This window comes from Aquimarina aggregata (assembly GCF_001632745.1).
GTDB classification, from domain to species: domain Bacteria; phylum Bacteroidota; class Bacteroidia; order Flavobacteriales; family Flavobacteriaceae; genus Aquimarina; species Aquimarina aggregata.
Genome location: NZ_LQRT01000013.1, coordinates 592,493 through 612,342, shown reverse-complemented (window position 1 = coordinate 612,342; position 19,850 = coordinate 592,493). Strand labels below are relative to the sequence as shown.

Below are 19,850 nucleotides of genomic sequence, written 5' to 3'. Positions count from 1 at the left end.
TAATCCTTTAAAGTCAATTTTCAAGATGCTATTCTTCGTATCATACCATCAAAAATAAAGTAATGAAAAGGAACCATTGCATACCAATATAATCTTCCCCAAATGCCTTTAGGTCTAAAGGTTGCTGTTTGGTGTAATACCCCATGTTGGTCAATGTCAAATTCTAGCCATGCTTCTCCAGGAACCCTCATTTCCGCAAATAATAATAATCGCATTTCTTTTTTATCAGCCACTAATACCCTCCAAAAATCTAAGGCATCTCCAGAAAATAATTCATCAGGATGTGTACGTCCTCTTCGCAATCCGACACCCCCAAAAATTTTATCAAAATACCCTCTAATTTTCCATAGCCAATTTCCGTAGTACCAGCCTGTTTCTCCACCAATACCCCAAATCCGATTTAAAGCACTTTCTGAATTTTTTAGTTTTATCTTTTTTTTGTCCTTAAAACACCCACGTTTAGGTACGGTGACATATTTCTGAATGTTTTTTTCAAAACGACCACTTACCATAGAGTCTTTCCAACTAGAAACAACCTGATTTTGTTCAATTTTGATAAATGCTAATTCTAAAGCCTTGACATAGCTCATTGGTGAAATATTCAATTGTTCTTGTAGCCTATTGTCATTTGCAATAACAGGAATAGTCATACTATCTACTAAATTAAGAGCTAGTTTATATGATGTAGAAGTAACAAAATAAAGCCAATATGATGATAGTTTGGGTGTCATCACAGGAACAGTAAGAATAAGCAATTTTATTCCCCTAACTTTAGCATACTGTTTAAGCATTTGCTTATAAGTCATTACATTGGGTCCACTAATGTCATAAGATTGATTAAAACATGTGGCATTCCCTAACACTCCAATCATAAAGTTAAGTACATCTCGAATTGCAATCGGTTGCGTTTTAGTATTCACCCATTTCGGAGTGATCATTAATGGAAGTTTTTCGCACAAATCTCTAATAATTTCAAAAGATGAACTACCAGATCCCACAATAATACCTGATCTTAAAACAGTGAGGTTATATTTTCCTTTGTATAGCGTTTCTTCTACATTTTTTCTTGACCATAAGTGTTTCGAGAGGTTTTTTTCGTTCACAATACCACTTAAATAAATTACCTGCTTGATATTGGTGTTTTCAACGTAAGTATTAAAGTTTTTAGCAGCAATTTCCTCTTTCTTTTCAAAATCTGTAGTAGACGAACTCATAGAATGAATTAGATAATAAGCTGCATCTATATCTTTTGGAAGTTTTGATGAATCTGGAGGGATTAAAAAGTCGATTTCGATAATAGAAACTTTTTTTCTTGTTTCAGCATCTATAGAGAGTCTATTTTTGTCGCGTACACAACAAATCACTTCATGCCCATTAGTAATAAGTAAGGGTAAAAGGCGCATTCCGATATACCCGTTGGTTCCCGTAAGAAGAATTCGCATTTTTCTGTTTAAGTTACAAAGAATTTATGTTAGATAAAATAAAAGTAAATTGATTTTTTATTATAAGATATTGAAATGTTGCAGTGGTACAGGACTATAATTTCTATTATCTTTGCACCTTAATTTTTTTAGCATATGAGCCTACAGCAAACTATTATAGATAATGTAAAAAAAGCAATACAAGACTTGTATAGTGTTACGTTAGAATCTGTTGAATTACAAGGGACCCGAAAAGAGTTTGAAGGGGATGTTACAGTTGTTGTATTTCCAATGTTAAGAGTGGTTAAGGGAAATCCTGTACAAATAGGAGAGGCAGTTGGGAAATATTTGGTTGAAAATATTGTAGAAATCGATGATTATAATGTAGTCAAAGGGTTTTTAAATCTAGTAGTTTCTAATTCATATTACCTTGATTTTTTTGCAAGTATTAAAGATAACGAACAGTTTGGTTTTATAGCCCCTTCACAAAATGGTGAAGCTGTAATGGTAGAGTACTCTTCGCCTAATACCAATAAACCATTACACTTAGGACATATAAGAAATAACTTATTAGGATATGCAGTAGCAGAAATTATTAAGGCTAGTGGTAAAAAAGTGTATAAAACTCAAATTATAAATGATAGAGGAATACACATTTGTAAGTCAATGGTTGCATGGCAGAACTATGGCCATCAGGAAACTCCAGAAACATCAAATCTAAAAGGAGATAAGTTAGTTGGTAATTATTATGTGAAATTTGATCAAGTATATAAAGAACAAATACATAATCTTATTGCAGATGGTAAATCTGAAGAAGAAGCGAAGAAAGAAGCACCTATTTTAATAGAAGCTCAAGAAATGCTTAGAAAGTGGGAGTCAGGAGACGAAGAAGTAATTGCTTTGTGGAAGACTATGAATAGTTGGGTATACCAAGGTTTTGATCAAACTTATAAGACGTTAGGAGTAGATTTTGATAGTTATTATTATGAAAGTAATACATATCTTTTAGGTAAAGACAATATAGAGGAAGGGTTAACAAAAGGTATATTTTTTAAAAAAGAGGATGGGTCCGTTTGGTGCGACCTTACAGATGAAGGGCTTGATGAAAAACTGGTACTACGAAGTGACGGAACTTCGGTGTATATGACTCAGGATATTGGAACGGCAATTCAACGCTCGAAAGATAAACCAGATGTCACCGGTATGATTTATACAGTTGGTAATGAACAAGACTATCATTTCAAAGTGTTATTCCTAATCCTTAAAAAATTAGGATATGATTGGGCACAAAATTTACATCACCTAAGTTATGGAATGGTAGATTTACCAAGCGGTAAAATGAAAAGTAGAGAAGGTACTGTAGTTGATGCCGATGATTTAATTGTTGAGATGACAAAAACAGCTGGAGAAATCTCTAAAGATCTTGGTAAGCTTGAAGGGTATTCTCAAGAAGAAAAAGAAAATATATATAATACGATTGGATTAGGAGCATTAAAATATTTCATTCTTAAAGTAGATCCTAAAAAGAGAATACTTTTTAATCCTGAAGAATCTGTAGACTTTCAAGGAAATACAGGTCCGTTTATTCAGTATACGTATGCTAGAATACAAGCAATTTTACGAAAAGCAAATTTTGACTATACTGAATCAATAACTACTATAGCATTGCATGATAAAGAGAAAGAATTGATTAAGCAATTAGAAGTATATCCAGAAATTATCCAAAACGCTGCCAACGAGCTTAGCCCAGCAGTTATTGCCAATTATACTTATGACCTTGTAAAAAGTTATAATTCATTTTTTCAAAACGTATCTATTTTTGGTGCAGATAGCGAAAAAGAAAAACAATTTAGAGTACAACTTTCTAGTATCGTAGGAAATACGATAAAGAGTGCATTTGGGCTTTTAGGTATAAATGTTCCGGAAAGAATGTAGTCGCATTTATAGTGTGATAGGTGCAAAATACAGGTGGATGTTTTGAATGTTAATATATTTTAGAAACGGAATTATGTATTTTGTCGATTTTTTGTTAATTTCATCGACGATTCAATAAGAAATTTATGTGATTTTTTTGTGTATACTAGTTTTTTTTCTAATATCTTGTTAGAAATATAAAGTATCAAAGAAAAAGTCTATGCATATACAAAACTATTGTTATCGGTATTTTAATATATAGTTTTAAGCGGGAGTAATAACTGGATGAAGTATCAAATAACCAAAGCGACCGATAATGATTTATCACTTATGCAACGTTTGTTTTATCAAACGGTGACTACCTATGGTTCTAAGATATTTACTAAAGCAGAAATTAAAGTTTATTCTCGTTTAGCTACCAATAAAGGGTATTGGTTGAAAAAGTTTGCTAATGCTTTTGTTTATAATGCTAAATTAAATGGTGAAATTATAGGATCTTTTTCTATGGATACTTCTGGAACTATAGAATATGTTTTTGTTCATCAACGTTATCAAGGACAAGGTATTGCAAAGGATTTGTATGCAACCATTGAAGAAGTCGCTAAAGAAGCAAATATTAAAACGCTAACAACCCAAATTAACTTATTGACTCGTCATTTTTTCGAGAAAAATGGATTTGAAATTATTAAAAATGCAGTAAAAGTTGTGGGTGGAGAAGAAATAGTAAGCTATAGTGGTGTAAAACATATTTAAAAATTAATCCTTAGTACTGCATTTGGAGTAAACCCAAGTCCTCGTTCTTGGATTTCTCTTACTCTGTTTTCAGAATCAATTCTATAGTAGTTGTTTACAATATTTTCTTGACTTAAAATATTCCAGATAGATAATCCCATATTGCCGCTAACTTTTGAAGAAAATTTAAAATTGTAAGTAGCTGATACATCCCACCTAAAGTAATCAGTTAATGTATCACTATTAGGGTGTTCATAATTAATATTGCCTTGCGGATCTATTGGGTTATCGATAATAGGGCGTGTGGTAGGTTTACCACTATGCCAATTTATACCAGAAGAGATTTTTAGATTTTCATTAGTATAAGCTAATGCAATATTAAGATTATGTGTAATATCAATTGTATTAGGAAAACTTTGTTCACTAAGTTGATTAAACTCATATTGGTTATCGGCATAAGAATAGCTTAACCAAGTGCTAAATTTTGCAAATCTTTTATTAATCAAAAAATCGACTCCTTTTACAATATAATTACCATGATCATCGGCAAATTCAAGTTGATTTTGAAACCCTTGACTCTGAGCAATAATACCATCTACTTTTTTGTAGTAACTGTCGGCGCTGATTAACCAGTTATTATGTTTATAACTTAACCCTAAAGAAGTCTGTTGGCTTTTTAATATAGGAATGTTATCATTATTTGAAAGCACCCATTTTTTGTTTTCTATTCCTAAAAAGTCATTTTGTGATTCTATAATTTGTGAAGTTACTTGACTTTTTAGTTCTCCTAAAAATTCTAAACTTAGATGATTAGTAAATCTATGATTAAAACCTATACGAGGTTCTAACCGAAAAGCACCAAACTTGTCAAAATGGTTTAGACGGGCTCCGATATTTAAATAAGTGCTTGCATTTTTAGATTTAAATGCAATTTCAGAAAAAATACTATTTGTTCTAATGACTTCTTTGATTAAATCCCTGAAAGTTGGATTATTTACATCACGAAGATTAGAAATACCTGTTTCGTTAAATTGATAGCCAGACTTAAGATGAACATTTGAATTTAAAATAACCATTGTATTCAACTTAATGCCACTTTCTAAAACTTCATTTTCTTGCTGTAATCGTTGATTATTTATAATATCAGAGTTAATGGCTTCTAACTTATAATTTGTTCCATAAATAAGAAGTTCACTTTTAAAAGCATCTGTCCAGTTTCTTTCATACATGATACTGGCTGCGCTATTATTTTGTTTTACAGTACTTTCTCGACTAATGTTAGTTTCATTAATTATTGCATTTTCTTGAAAGCCTAAATCATTTCTAATAATCAATCCATTTACTTTAATTAAATCCTTGGGAGTGAATTGATACAGCCATCGTAGGCTAGTGTCATAAAAAGAAAATTTTTCATCAGTATTTAAACTGTTTACTACTTCAGAATCCTGAAAAGCTTTGTCAAAAAATTGTTCATATGTTGGTGTTTCTGCAATTTCGCTAATAGATTTTCTGGCGGATAATTGTAGTGATGATTTTTTACCAATAGGAGTATCTATAAAACCATCTGCGCTAATCATATTTATACCTAGTCCTGCATCAAAGTCTTGATTGATTTCATTAGTAGTGTTCATCGCAATAACACTAGATACACCATCTCCATAGCTTGAACTAGAACCGTTCTTTGTTAGTTGAACGTTTTTGGTAAGATATGGGTTAAATGCAGAGATTAAGCCAAAAAAATGACCAGATTGATACATTTTGATTCCGTCCCATAAAATAAGATTTTGATCATTGGTACCTCCTCGAACATTAATATCAGATACAGTTTCTTCAACACTAATAATACCAGGCAAGGCCTGGATTGTTTGTAATAAATCAGGCTCTATTAATCCAGGAAGTAAACCAAAGTCTGTATAATCAATAACTATAGAGCCATCTGGATTTCTTGCAATACCCTTGACCAGATAATCATTTAAAACTACTTCGTTTAAATATTGAATTTCGGGTATTAATTGAACAGTTTTGCAGGGAGTTCCTAAAAGCTCTTTAGCAAGAATTTTTAATGTTTTGAAACCTACAAAAGAAATTTTTATGTAGTCGTTTGGGTTTTTAACGGGGATTGAAAATTCTCCCTTAGCATTACTAATAAAAAGATCATCATTAATTTGTATTGATGCATTTGCTAGAATTTCATCTTTATAAAGTGATTTCAGAGTTCCACAAACGTTTTGTGTGTTTTTCGTAAGACTTAGTACAATAGTATTGTCATTTAAGAAAGTATAATTTAGGGGGGTATTGTATCTTAAATATGCTATCGTCTTTTGTAAATTTAAGGTGTCAGAAGGTTTTTTAAGTCGTAATCCAGATACATCTTTGTCTAAATAAGTAAAGTTACAATCAAATTTATTTTGTGTTTCATCTAATATGATGCTCAAAGGCACAGTAATATTATCAGATTGAGAATATACCTGATTTAAAAAAAATAAAAGAAAAATAAATAATGTTGTGACTTTGATTTTGATCACTCTTTGTAATATAGGGTTATGTTGTTGTCATTAATTGTATAATCCAAACGCATAGGTATAGTAATAGATTGTATTGCGGTTTGAATATTTGAATGTACAAAATTGCCCGTAAAAAGTTTATTAAGATCAATATTTTTTGCTGTAATCGTCACATTATACTGTCTTTCAAACTCTTTCAATATGTATTTATAAGGAACACTAGTAAAAGTACTATTGTTTTCTATCCACTTGGGTTTTAGTAATGAAGTGGTTTCATTTAAAGTTCGATTCTGGATCACTTTAAAGACATTACCAGCAGGCAGTTTAGTTGTGTTACCTTTGTGTAATACACTTACTAACCCTTCGTAGCATACCACTTCAAAATAGTTTTCTCTCTGTTTGATGTTAAACTCCGTTCCAAGTACAGAAATAATACCAGTATCAGTTTGTACATCAAACTTTTTGCCTTTAGCAACATCAAAATATGCCTCGCCTTCTAAAACTATTAATCGGTTATTCTGCCATTCCTCTTTTTGATATTGTATAGATGAAAGCGCGTTTATATTCACGGTACTTCCATCGGGTAAATCAATTAAAGTTTTTTGACCTGCTAAGGTTTTAATAACTGTTTGTGAAGAATAGAAAAAAGAAAAGTAAATTCCGAATCCTAACACTAAAATCGCTGCAACCCTCATCATCATATTTCTGTTAAAAAGAGAGTTATGTTCTGTTTTACGATCTGAAATTTTAGAAGTTAATTCTTTTAAATTACTATCAAGGTCGTAATTAGGAGCTTTAAAGTTTTTTGCTGTTTGAGCAATTTTAATATAAGAATCATAGGCGTCTAAATTTTTAAACGCCTCTGATTCTAATGAAGTTAATTGGTCATTATCCAACCACTTTCGTATGAGATCTTTCTTTTTCATAGCAAGATTTCTATCTATATAACAATTGTCGTGTTAAAATTCCTACCCTGGCACCTGAAATTATTTCTTGTTTTTCCATTTTATCATATTTCTAGTTAGATAGAATTATTTGACTTTTCTATATACCATCAATTTCTTTACGAAGTTTTTCTAATGCTCCATAAATCCTTTTTTCAACTGCTTTTCTAGAAATCCCTAATAATTCGGCTATTTCCTTATGTTTTTTACCTTCAATTCTGTTTAACAAAAATGCAACACGTTGTGGTTCGGTTAAATTAGCCAGAGCATTTTGATATTTTTGAAGATATTCTTTTTCTTCAAGTACGAATTCGGGGTTGATATTGGTTCTGTCGTTATATTCTGACTGTTGGAATTTTATTTTTACCTTATTATGCTTTAATTGATTTAAAGTAAGGTTGTTAGCGACTGTAAAAAGAAAGCTTCTTGCTTTTTGTAGCGAAGTTTTTTTACAATTGTCCCAAAGCTTTATAAATGCCTCTTGTACTTTGTCCTTAGGATCTATATGTTGCCCATATTTATAATAAATAAAATCATGAAGCTCTGTAGCATGTTTTTTAAAAAGCTCAGAAAACAACTTTTCATCACATACATCTTCAAATAAATCTTTTGGCATTTGTAGTTATTTTTGTTAAAATTAAAAAAAAATGTATTTACAAGTAGGAATTTTATCTTGTATATTGTTTTACATACACAAGTATTGGAAAAAAAAGTAAAAAAATGAGGAAGATTTTATGTTTTTTGTTAATTATAATGTCAATAGTTTCCTGCCAAAAAGAGGAAAAAGAATTCATTGACCCTAATGAGGATAATAGAATACCAAAAGATTCGCAATTAGCTAATCTTATGAAAAATATGGTTATTCATGATGGGTCTTTTGATGACATTGTAGATAATGCTAATTGTTTCAGCATTAATATACCTTACACCATCATGCTTGGTGGAAATGAACGTGAAATTAACGGTATAAGCGATTATCAGGGAATTTCTAATATAGATGTAGTAGAAATTAAATACCCAGTTACGATAACACTAGCAGATCATACGCAACGTGTGATTAGAAATGATAGCGAACTTTCTACTTTTGGAGACAGTTGTCGAAATGAAGATGATGATGATATTGAGTGTATAGATTTCGTATATCCTATTCAATTATCTACTTTTAACAGTAGATCAAATATAATGAGCTCGGTTAAAATAGATCATGATGCGAATATGTTTAATTTTATGGAAAACGTAGATGAGAATGTATCAGTAAGTATTAATTACCCAATAAGTTTACTTTTACATAACGGTCAAAATATAGGTGCGCAACATAATAGTGAACTGCTATCGAATATTTTAAGAGTAGCTAGTGCTTGTGATGAAAATGATACTAGATGATACAATGAAATCATTACTAAATACAAAGAAGCCATTCATTAAATAGGATGGTTTTTTTTGTTTAACAAATATTTTAAAAGATTAAACAAAAAGTTAAAAAAATGCTAAAGTCCAAAGTGAGGGTTAGAGTTTTTTTGATTGAGTTGTTTAATCACCAAACAATAAATACAAACACCATGAAATTTAAAAACCTTTTTAGAACAGTTTTAGTTGCTTTATTTGTTACTACACTTATTTCTTGTAGTGATGATGATGATACTTCATTTCCCCCTGCAACAACAACAATAGCAGAATTCGTAGCTGCAAATGCAGATTATAGTTCTTTACTAGCTGCTCTGGAAAAAGCAGAATTAGTGGCAACACTATCCGGAAGTGGCAATTTTACTGTATTCGCTCCAAACAATGCCGCTTTTGATGAGTTCCTAACTGCAAATGGCTTAACATTAGAAACAGCTACCAAAGAACAATTAACGCCAATATTACTTAATCATGTTATCGGGTCTGAAATAACTTCAGCACAATTATCAACAGGATACTTTCTTAACCTTGCAGATATGAGCTCGTATATTAATACTTCTAGCGGAGTAGTAATTAATGGAGTTGCGACAGTTACAACAGCAGATATCGATCAATCTAATGGTGTTATCCATGCAGTAGATAAAGTAATTCCAGTGCCAACAATGCTTACATTTGCGGCAAATGATCCAGACTTAAGCACATTAGCTACAGTTGCTACAACGACTACAGGGTTTGATACTGATTTTGCAGCAGTCTTAAGTGCAGCAGATAGTAATCTAACACTGCTAGCACCTGATAATACTGCTTTTACTAATTTAGGAGATATTTCAGGCTTAGCAGTTGAAACATTAGAACAAATTTTATTAAATCACGTTATTGCTGGAGTAAATCTTTCAACAGGCTTATCTACTTCTTATGCTAAAACTCTTGCCACATATGGTGATACGGATAAAAATTTAAGTATATATATTAATACTAGTAGTGGAGTTACTTTTAATGGAAATTCTACTGTTACAACAGCAGATGCTATAGCTAGTAATGGGGTGATTCATAAAGTAAACACAGTAATAACGCTACCTACAGTGGTGACTTTTGCTACGGCAGATACAGATACATTTTCAACTTTAGTTTCGGCACTTACAACGTTAACGCCAACCACCGATTTTGCGGCAGTGCTAAGTACTGGTTTAGGAACAGACCCAGCGCCTTTTACAGTATTTGCACCGACTAATGATGCCTTTGCAGCTATTACAGTGCCAACAGATGAAACTGTTTTGGCTGGAGTTTTAAATCATCACGTAGTCGCAGGAGCAAATGTAACTTCTGATATGTTGGCCGCTACTCCAACTGCCACAACATTAAACGGTGATATTACTTTAACGGCAATGCCAGCAACTGTAACAGGAGCAACAAATATGACAGCTAGTAATATTGTAGTCGAAGATGTACAAGCTGCTAATGGAGTAATACATGTTATTGATCAAGTATTATTACCAATGATGTAATACTATAAAGTTTCTCCCCAAAATAATTTTCTGAGCTATCGTTGTTCTCATGCTACGTTTAGTTTAACGGTAGCTCAGATTTATTCTTATCACACAATTTTTACATACTAATTTTTAAAACTTTACTATAATGAAAACGCTAATCAAAAGGTTAACGGTACCCTTCTTATGCCTATTTTTTATGAACTTTTTTGTGTCCTGTCAAAATGATGATGGATCCGAAGTCCTTCCAGAACAAGAGGTTCAGGAATTTAAAGAATCCCCTATAATTAGTTTTGATGCCATTGACAAAATGACACAAAGTCCAATCGAAGGAGAGTTTAGAGTTGAAGAAGGTAAGAATTTTGGTTTTGATATAAGTAGAGAGAGAAGAGTTTATGATTTCTCGGCTACAGTTACAAATGGACAAGGTGAAGGTTCTGAAATAGCTGGAGAACTAAATCTGAATTTTACACTTTATCATGCAAGTTTTACAATTGTTAGAGGGGATTTGGTATTACCTGATGGTACCAAAGCAAGAACTCGTGGTGCAATTGTAAGTGACGGAATCGTATATTTAATTATTAATCCACCTGGTAGAGATTTAATATTTGGTGTAGGAAGAGTAGGAGATAACGGAAACATTCAGGGTGGTTTTAGATTATTTACTTCTGGAGGAATAGGTAGGGGTCTGTGGACTGCAGAATTAACAGAAGCTACTTTTCCAGACAAAACAATTGTTGAATTAATTGTTGAAGATGGTAGGTTTACATCGTTAGTAGGAGCACTACAAGCTACTGAATTGGTTGAACCATTAACAGGAGCTGGGCCATTTACAGTGTTTGCACCAACAGATGATGCTTTTGCGGCATTAGAAACAATTCCAGGGGCCGAAACTTTAAAAGAGATTTTATTGTATCATGTAGCAAGTGGAAGATTTAATACCTCACAATTGCTGCAAGAAGAAATGGTCGCTTCTCTTCAAGGAGAAAATATTAAAGTAAGTCTTAACGATAATAATGAAATTGTAATTAATGATACGGTTAAACTACTTTCAGCAAATATTGGTGGTTCAAATGGTGTTATTCAAGTTATAGACGCAGTACTTTTACCACCCTCTTTTGAAACGCTTCAAAGTATTGTTGAAATAGCGGTAAATACGCCAGAGTTATCGACTTTAGTAGGAGCATTGCAGGCTGCAGAATTAGTTGAGGCACTTAGTGGTGACGGACCTTTTACTGTTTTTGCCCCAACTAATGATGCATTTGCAACACTAGAGACTATTCCTAGTGGAGATGCATTAAAAGAAGTATTGTTGTATCATGTTGCCGCAGGAAAATTTACAGCCGAAGATCTACTGCAAAAACAAACTGTTACTACACTTCAAGGAGATGAGGTAAGTATTGAGATTGATGAATCAGGAAATGTGTTACTTAACGGAAATATAAAAGTAGCAATAGCAGATATCGAAGCCTCTAATGGTATTATCCACGTCATTGAAGGTGTTTTACTGCCAACAGAAGATTTACAGTCTATCGTTGAAATAGCAATAAATACTCCAGAATTATCAACTTTGGTAACGGCGTTGCAAGCAGCAGACCTAGTAGATGCACTTAGTGGTGATGGACCTTTTACTGTTTTTGCTCCGACGAATGATGCATTTGCAGCACTAGAGACTATTCCTGATGGCGATGCATTAAAAGAAGTGTTATTGTATCATGTAGCGGCAGGGAAATTTACTGCCGAAGATTTACTTCAAAAGCAAACGGTTACTACGTTACAGGGCGATGAAGTTAGTGTTGAAATGAATGAAGAAGGAGATGTGTTGCTTAACGGAAATATAAAAGTGGCTTTGGCAGATGTGGAGGCATCTAATGGAATAGTTCACGTTATAGAAGGTGTTCTATTACCTGCTCCTGGATTATCATCTATTGTTGAAATAGCAGTAAATACTCCTGAGTTATCAACTTTGGTGGGAGCATTACAAGCTGCTGAACTAGTAGAAACATTAAATGGAGACGGTCCTTTCACTGTGTTTGCGCCAACTAATAATGCCTTTTTAGCACTGGATGCTATTCCTAGCGGAGATGCACTAAAAGAAGTATTACTATATCATGTAGTATCAGGAAGATTCACCGCAGAAGAATTGGTTGCAGGTCAAACAGTAACTACTGTACAAGGAGAAGAAGTTACAATAGAAATGACATCTAGAGGAAACGTGCTTTTAAATCATGAAATTAAAGTAGCTATTGCAGATATTGAAGCTTCAAATGGAATTATACATGTGATCAAAGGAGTTTTATTACCATCTTCTATCTAGTTGTAAGTAAAATATAAGGATAATAATCTTTGGATTATGAATAAAGCCACTTGCTAGAGCTAACTTATTTAGTTCTGACAAGTGGTTTTTTGGTACTAACGAACTATTATATAATTCTATAAATCCATTCTTTATTTATACACTTCAAATTCTTAAATTTGCAGCTATCTATCGATGAAGATAGTTTTTTTTCAAAACAGAACACATTATGTTTGATAATTTAAGTGATAAGTTAGATAAGGCCTTACATATTCTTAAAGGTCACGGTCAGATTACAGAAATAAATGTTGCCGAGACACTTAAAGAGGTTCGTAGAGCCCTTGTTGATGCCGATGTAAACTATAAAATAGCAAAAGATTTTACAGCACGAGTTAAAGAGAAAGCCCTAGGTCAAGATGTATTAAAAAGTCTAAAACCTGGTCAGTTGATGGTTAAGCTAGTAAAAGACGAGCTTACCGAATTAATGGGTGGAGATGTTGCGGGAGTTGATTTATCAGGCACACCTTCGGTAATTTTAATGTCGGGGTTACAAGGTTCTGGTAAAACTACTTTTTCTGGTAAACTTGCTAATTTTTTAGTAACTAAAAAGACAAAAAAACCATTACTTGTAGCTTGTGATGTATATAGGCCTGCAGCGATCGACCAATTACATATTGTTGGAGAGCAAATAAATGTTGAGGTTTTTAGTGATAGAGGAAATAACGACCCTGTAGCAATAGCAAAAGCAGGTGTCGCTCATGCTAAGGCAAATGGATTTAATGTGGTTATTATTGATACTGCCGGTCGTTTAGCAGTTGATGAAGCTATGATGACCGAAATAGCTAACATTCATAAAGCAGTTACTCCTAACGAAACACTTTTTGTTGTTGATTCTATGACAGGTCAAGATGCGGTAAATACTGCAAAAGCCTTTAATGATGTTCTTAACTTTGATGGTGTTATTTTAACAAAACTAGACGGAGATACAAGAGGAGGAGCTGCGATATCGATAAAATCTGTAGTTAATAAGCCTATAAAATTTATAGGTACAGGAGAGAAAATGGAAGCAATTGATGTCTTCTATCCTTCTCGTATGGCAGATCGTATACTGGGAATGGGGGATGTTGTATCCTTAGTAGAAAGAGCTCAAGAACAGTTTGATGAAGAAGAAGCAAGAAAACTTCAAAAGAAAATCGCAAAAAATCAGTTTGGATTTGATGATTTCTTAAAGCAGATTCAACAAATTAAAAAGATGGGGAACATGAAAGACCTTGTCGGAATGATACCTGGGGCAGGAAAGATGATGAAAAATATGGATATTGATGATGATGCCTTTAAGCATATCGAAGCTATTATTCATTCAATGACACCAGCAGAAAGGGCTAAGCCACAAATTATTAATTCAAGCAGGAAAAAACGAATTGGTAAAGGTTCGGGAACCTCTATTCAACAAGTTAATCAATTGTTAAAACAATTTGATCAAATGAGTAAGATGATGAAAATGATGCAAGGCGGTGGCGGTAAGAAGATGATGCAGATGATGGGGAAAATGAGATAATCAAATAATAACTTAACTTTATAAAGCATATTAATTTAGGGGAATGGAAATATTAGATGGAAAAAAAGTAAGCAATGATATAAAAGATGAAATTGCTGCCGAAGTTCAAAAAATGAAGAAACGAGGAGAGAAAGTTCCTCATTTGGCTGCAGTTTTAGTGGGTAATGATGGTGCAAGCTTAACTTATGTAGGTAGTAAAGTTAAATCTTGTGAGCGTGTTGGGTTTGAGTCAACTCTTGTAAAAATGCCTAGTACAACTAGTGAAGTTGAATTGCTGGCTAAAATCAAAGAGTTGAATGAAGATAATGATATTGACGGTTTTATAGTTCAGTTACCATTACCTCCTCAAATTGATACTCAAAAAGTACTTTTAGCTGTGGATCCAGATAAGGATGTAGATGGTTTTCATCCAATGAATTTTGGTAAAATGGCACTAGATATGTCTACTTTTATACCTGCTACACCATTTGGAATCCTTGAATTGTTAGAACGATATGATGTAGATACCAAAGGTAAGCATACCGTTGTTATTGGAAGAAGTCATATTGTGGGGAGGCCTATGAGCATTTTGATGGGAAGAAAAGGTTGGCCAGGAAATTCTACAGTAACATTAACACATAGTCATACCAAAAATATTACGCAGATTATTTCACAGGCTGATATAGTAATTTCAGCATTAGGCGTTCCCAATTTTCTTAAGGCAGAAATGGTTAAGGATGATGCAGTTATTATAGATGTTGGTATTACTAGAGTCCCTGATGAATCAAGACCAAGAGGATATAAGATTGTTGGAGATGTAGACTATGATAATGTGAGTAAGAAAGCTTCATTTATAACTCCAGTTCCGGGCGGTGTGGGGCCAATGACGATTGCAATGTTATTAAAAAATACTTTATTGGCAAGAGAAAGACATCGTAATAGTGTGTCTAAATAGTAGTTGTCCTTGTTTGTTATATTTAAAGTAATGCACTAATATTAAGATAAAAAAATAAACAGAACCAAATAAATACAATAAAAACAAAGCCTGAGAATTTTAAATTCTCAGGCTTTGTTTTTATATACTCCTTTTAAATTAATTAAAAAAACTAACTGTAAAAAGTATTAAACCAAAAATGCTAGGACTATACAGTCCTAGCTATTTTGTTACATTTATAATTTGGTGATTATATGTATGTTGTTATTTTTTGTTTTGTGATATTAGTTATCGTTAAACTTATCTGCAGAAATACCTTCTCCATTGTTTGTAGCATACCCATTACCACTAGGCAATAAGTCAAGTGATAAGTTGTAAGAAGGTACATTAATACCTTTACTTGTTTTAACAGTGTTGAAGTCTAGTACAGATTGTACTTGCTCGTATAACGCGTTTTGTGTAAAAGTACCAAATCTTTTACCATCTTTCATGGTTTCTTTCCATACTTTACCGTATGCAATTTTTAGATAATACTCACCTTCAGGTATATTTCTAATAAACTGAGTAGTGTTAGAATTGATATATACAACTCGTACTAACTGATCATCCTTACTAGTTTGACCCATTTTGTAAAGTTTAGCAACAAGTTCTGTGTTTTTTCCAACTTTAATTTTTAAGTAGTTGTCTAACTTATAGTCGAACTTACCTTTAAAGTTAAATGATTTCGGAGTTGCACCCGATTTATATGTTTTCTTTTCCCAACTAGAATATTTATCTTCTCTAGTTACCGATATTGGTGCTGCCTTTGGAGCACTAGATCCAGAATTAGCACCTGCAGAAGCTGTAGTAGATTCTATAGGAGCAGAAATTCCAGTATTTCCTTTAGCCGCACGTTGTCTAGCTAGTTCTAAAGCTTTCCTTGTTTCTTCGGTATCTGCCAAAGCTTTTCTTTCTGCTGCAGTTTTCGATCTCTTCGCTGCGTCTGCATCTGCTGCTGCCTTAGCTGCTGTAGCTTGTGCTTCTCTTGTTAAACGTTCAGCTTCAGCAAAAGCAATTCTTGCTGCTTCTTCAGCTGCTCTTTTTGCTGCTTGTGCTCTTGCGATTGCCGCTTTAGCTGCTGCCGCTGCCGCTGCTTTCTTAGCCTCAGCTTCTCTAGCAGCTTTTTCTGCATCTGCAATTGTACTATCTTGTGTTAAACGATTTGTAAGAACAAATCCGTTCATACTCTTAAACTGAATAGCACTCCAGTCACCGTAGTTTGAACTCATCACATATACTTGAGTTCCTTGAGGAACTTCAGCAATGGTATTAAAGTTTAGACCAGGACCACTTCGTACTTCTAGTTTCTGAGCAGACATTAAGTACTGCTCGGACTGAGCCTGAGCAGAAAAGGTAATCACCAAAAGCAGAATAAATGTAAAAATTGATTTCATAATCTCTTGTTTTAAGTAGATTGGGTTATAATTTAATTTCAATAATAATTAGTTACTAATTAAAATTTAAACACAAATATTAAGTGTTTTTCCGTCAAAAAATGCAATTCAAAAAAGATGCCAAACTAAGTTTAGTGTCATTTTCTGCCTAAACAAACGTTTTGAGTTTAGGAAGTGAATAGCATTATTTTAAATGAACGTTTTTAGATTTAATTTATTGTTTTTCAGTGCTTTACATTATTTTTTCTTTAGTAAAACTTTAATAATTAAGCTTAAAATACTGAAAAGAAAACCATTAAATCAGATTCAAAAGTAATGTTTTAATATTAAAAACACAACATCTTTTCATTTTATTTCTATAAAAAAAATAATTTTTACTCTTTATTTTGTGTTTTTCATCGATTTTTATGTGTATTATAACCGATATTTAAGTTTTTTTTAGAGATTTCTGTCGGTTCTAGCCGAAGTGTAGTTGAAAAGTAGAAAAACGAGGGTTTAACCTTAGTGTGTGAGGTTAAACTCTCGTTTTGTATACAATTTGGCTAATTGAGAATTCTTTTAATGTTTTTCTTTGATAAGTTCAGGGAAGTTTTTTTGAAATTTTAGTAGTCTGGGAATAGATACATTACGTATATATGGATTTCCAGGATTTCTTTTTTCATAATCCTGATGATAACCTTCGCCTTTCCAAAATTTTTGAAATGGAAGTATTTCTGCAGCAATTCTTCGATTCAGTTTTTTGGCTAGGGCGGTTTTCTTTTCTTCTATTACTTTTTTCTGATCTTCATTTTGATAAAAAATGATGGATCGATATTGTGAACCATGGTCAGGTCCTTGTCCATTGATTTGCGTCGGATTTTGAGATCCAAAATATACGTCTACCAGAGTGGCGAAGGATATGATTTTAGGGTCATAAATAATTTCTACAGCTTCAGCGTGACCTGTTCTTCCGGTGTTACTGGATTGGTATGTAGGATTTTGGGTGTGTCCTCCAGAATAACCAGATATTGACTCTTTAACTCCTTTAACGCTTTCATAAACTGCTTCTACACACCAAAAACATCCACTAGCGAAATATGCCCTTTCTAATCCATCCGTAGATTCAACTTGAACAGGTTCTATGTTTTGAGTGTTGTTATTTTTGTTCGTAGCGGATTGACTATTGCTTTGGCAACTAGTTAATATAAAAGCTGCAGTCAATATTATGTATGCTATTTTTTTCATTATTCTTATTTAAATTTTATTGATTGGTCAACTTCTTTCTGAAAAACTTTCACAGTTTTTTATGAATTGTAAATTTAACAAGATGCAAAATAGATTATCTTAAAGAACTGCAAAATAAAATGGCTACCTGCATAGGTAGCCATTTTGATATTTATTAAAATTTATTTTTTTATCCGTTCATCGAAATCAAAAATTCATCATTATTGCGTGTTTGCTTGAAGCGTTCGTTAATGAATTCCATAGCTTCTACAGGGTTCATGTCGGCAAGATATTTGCGCATTACCCACATTCTTTGGATAGTTGTTTCATCAAGTAATATATCATCCCTACGTGTACTAGATGACGTAAGATCAATGGCAGGGAAGATTCTACGATTAGAAATTTTACGATCTAATTGAAGTTCCATGTTACCAGTACCTTTAAATTCTTCAAAAATAACTTCGTCCATTTTTGATCCGGTTTCGGTAAGTGCAGTTGCAATTATCGTAAGAGAACCTCCATTTTCGATATTACGTGCAGCTCCAAAGAAACGTTTAGGTTTGTGTAGCGCATTTGCGTCAACTCCACCACTTAAAATCTTTCCACTTGCGGGTTGTACAGTGTTGTATGCTCTTGCAAGTCTTGTGATAGAGTCAAGTAAGATCACTACGTCATGTCCGCATTCTACAAGTCTTTTGGCTTTTTCAAGCACAATATTGGCAACTTTTACGTGCTCATTTGCTTCTTTGTCAAAAGTAGAGGCGATTACCTCTCCTTTAACATTTCGTTGCATATCTGTAACTTCTTCAGGTCTTTCATCTATAAGAAGTATCATTTGGTATACTTCTGGATGATTTGCTGCTATAGCATTAGCAACATCCTTAAGTAACATAGTTTTACCTGTTTTGGGTTGTGATACAATCATACCACGCTGCCCTTTCCCGATTGGGGCAAACAAATCCATTATTCTTGTAGATATTGTACTTTGTCTTTCTGCTAGGTTAAATTTTTCTTGCGGAAATAAAGGCGTTAAATGTTCAAAAGAAACTCTATCTCTAACGACTTGTGGATCAAGTCCATTAATTTTGTTCACCTTTATTAAAGGAAAGTATTTCTCTCCTTCTTTAGGAGGTCTTACTTGTCCTAAAACAGTATCTCCGGTTTTTAAGCCAAAAAGTCTTATTTGAGACTGCGATACATATATATCGTCAGGAGAAGAAAGATAGTTGTAGTCACTTGAACGTAAAAAACCATATCCATCTTGCATAGTGTCTAGGACACCTTCACTTTGTATTATAGCATCAAATTCGAAATCAGGTTCTTTATAACGGTTTCTGTTATCCCTGTTTCCGTTTTCCTTTTTGTTGTTGTTATTTCTGTTTTTGTTTTGTTGAGACTTATCGTTATTTCTACTTCTGTTATTGTCTCTTTTGTCCTCTTTATTGTGTTGAGGTTTGTTAGTCTCTTTGTGATCTTCCTTTTTAGACGTTTTTTCGAGACTATTATTTTTGGTAGTATCTTCGGTTTTAGTCGAAGATGTATCTACTGTCTTGTTTTCTTGTGGCGTCTTTACTTCTGGTTGATTGTGTGTACTCGCGGTACGAGGGCCATCATTTTTTCTGGTTCTTGGTCTCCTTTGACGGGCGTCTGGATTCTTTTTTACCGGAGCGGCTTTTTCTGGGGATTTTTTTTCTGGAGACTTTTTTTCTGGAGATTTCTCCATTGTAGTCGTTTTTAGTTTATCAGGGTTTGCGGCCTGGTGATCTAGTATTTGGTATACAAGGTCAAGTTTTTTTAATGTACGATATTTAGGTACATTAAGGGCTTTTGCAATCTCCTGTAACTCAGGAAGCTTTTTCGCTTTTAATTCAGAAATCTCTAACATTTAAATTTGTTATATAATTTACGTTTTGATATAAATTTTCAAAAGAAGAATTCTAGGAAAATTTTATTTTGAAGGTAAGTAACCTAAAATTGAAGAGGTTACATGTTTTGTGCTGCAAGTATACGACTTTATTTTTATTTTTTGCACATATTTATGAAA

14 protein-coding genes are annotated in these 19,850 nt (G+C 33.0%); 7 read left to right on the top strand and 7 right to left on the bottom strand.

Annotation, left to right across the window (positions count from 1 at the left end; all coding sequences use genetic code 11):
* Positions 1-20 precede the first annotated feature (20 nt).
* Complete coding sequence (locus AWE51_RS13980) at positions 21-1,442, bottom strand: SDR family oxidoreductase (protein ID WP_066314428.1); 1,422 nt, start codon at positions 1,440-1,442, stop codon at positions 21-23.
* Between the two features lie 135 nt (positions 1,443-1,577).
* Between AWE51_RS13980 and argS the strand changes: the two genes are divergently transcribed.
* Both argS and AWE51_RS13970 read left to right on the top strand, forming a co-directional pair.
* The gene (gene argS, locus AWE51_RS13975; protein ID WP_066314427.1) at positions 1,578-3,356 is read left to right on the top strand and encodes an arginine--tRNA ligase; all 1,779 of its coding nucleotides are present in this window, start codon (positions 1,578-1,580) and stop codon (positions 3,354-3,356) included.
* A gap of 264 nt (positions 3,357-3,620) precedes the next feature.
* Complete coding sequence (locus tag AWE51_RS13970; RefSeq protein WP_066314426.1) at positions 3,621-4,088, top strand: GNAT family N-acetyltransferase; 468 nt, start codon at positions 3,621-3,623, stop codon at positions 4,086-4,088.
* Here AWE51_RS13970 and AWE51_RS13965 read toward each other — a convergent pair.
* The 3 genes from AWE51_RS13965 to AWE51_RS13955 form a co-directional block, all read right to left on the bottom strand.
* Positions 4,085-6,592: a TonB-dependent receptor gene (locus AWE51_RS13965; RefSeq protein ID WP_066314424.1), complete on the bottom strand. Its 2,508-nt coding sequence runs from the start codon at positions 6,590-6,592 to the stop codon at positions 4,085-4,087. The two genes, AWE51_RS13970 and AWE51_RS13965, sit on opposite strands and share 4 nt — an antisense overlap.
* Positions 6,589-7,497 (bottom strand): FecR family protein, encoded by a 909-nt coding sequence (locus tag AWE51_RS13960; RefSeq protein ID WP_066314423.1) that lies wholly within the window; start codon positions 7,495-7,497, stop codon positions 6,589-6,591. Before AWE51_RS13960 ends, AWE51_RS13965 begins: the two co-directional genes overlap by 4 nt.
* Before the next feature lie 118 nt (positions 7,498-7,615).
* Positions 7,616-8,131, bottom strand: coding sequence for an RNA polymerase sigma factor (locus AWE51_RS13955; RefSeq protein WP_066314421.1), 516 nt, complete (start codon positions 8,129-8,131; stop codon positions 7,616-7,618).
* A 104-nt stretch (positions 8,132-8,235) separates the two neighbouring features.
* On the opposite strand from AWE51_RS13955, the gene AWE51_RS13950 reads away from it, so the two are divergent.
* The 5 genes from AWE51_RS13950 (at position 8,236) to AWE51_RS13930 (ending at position 15,191) form a co-directional block, all read left to right on the top strand.
* A complete protein-coding gene (locus AWE51_RS13950; protein WP_157766100.1) occupies positions 8,236-8,898 on the top strand; it encodes a hypothetical protein in 663 nt (220 codons plus the stop codon).
* A gap of 176 nt (positions 8,899-9,074) precedes the next feature.
* Entirely contained in the window at positions 9,075-10,421 is a 1,347-nt protein-coding gene (locus AWE51_RS13945) for a fasciclin domain-containing protein (protein ID WP_066314418.1), read from the top strand.
* A gap of 130 nt (positions 10,422-10,551) precedes the next feature.
* On the top strand, positions 10,552-12,720 hold the full coding sequence (locus tag AWE51_RS13940) for a fasciclin domain-containing protein (RefSeq protein ID WP_082832440.1): 2,169 nt from the start codon (positions 10,552-10,554) through the stop codon (positions 12,718-12,720).
* Between the two features lie 208 nt (positions 12,721-12,928).
* Entirely contained in the window at positions 12,929-14,257 is a 1,329-nt protein-coding gene (gene ffh, locus AWE51_RS13935; RefSeq protein ID WP_066314415.1) for a signal recognition particle protein, read from the top strand.
* Positions 14,258-14,300: 43 nt separating this feature from the next.
* On the top strand, positions 14,301-15,191 hold the full coding sequence (locus AWE51_RS13930) for a bifunctional 5,10-methylenetetrahydrofolate dehydrogenase/5,10-methenyltetrahydrofolate cyclohydrolase (protein ID WP_066314414.1): 891 nt from the start codon (positions 14,301-14,303) through the stop codon (positions 15,189-15,191).
* A 263-nt stretch (positions 15,192-15,454) separates the two neighbouring features.
* Here the strand turns inward: AWE51_RS13930 and AWE51_RS13925 are convergent, their stop codons facing one another.
* The 3 genes from AWE51_RS13925 to rho all read right to left on the bottom strand — a co-directional run bounded on the left by AWE51_RS13925 (position 15,455) and on the right by rho (position 19,691).
* Complete coding sequence (locus AWE51_RS13925) at positions 15,455-16,603, bottom strand: SH3 domain-containing protein (protein WP_066314413.1); 1,149 nt, start codon at positions 16,601-16,603, stop codon at positions 15,455-15,457.
* 558 nt (positions 16,604-17,161) lie between these two features.
* The gene (gene msrA, locus AWE51_RS13920) at positions 17,162-17,827 is read right to left on the bottom strand and encodes a peptide-methionine (S)-S-oxide reductase MsrA (protein WP_066314411.1); all 666 of its coding nucleotides are present in this window, start codon (positions 17,825-17,827) and stop codon (positions 17,162-17,164) included.
* A gap of 169 nt (positions 17,828-17,996) precedes the next feature.
* Complete coding sequence (rho, locus tag AWE51_RS13915; RefSeq protein ID WP_066314410.1) at positions 17,997-19,691, bottom strand: transcription termination factor Rho; 1,695 nt, start codon at positions 19,689-19,691, stop codon at positions 17,997-17,999.
* Positions 19,692-19,850: the final 159 nt, after the last annotated feature.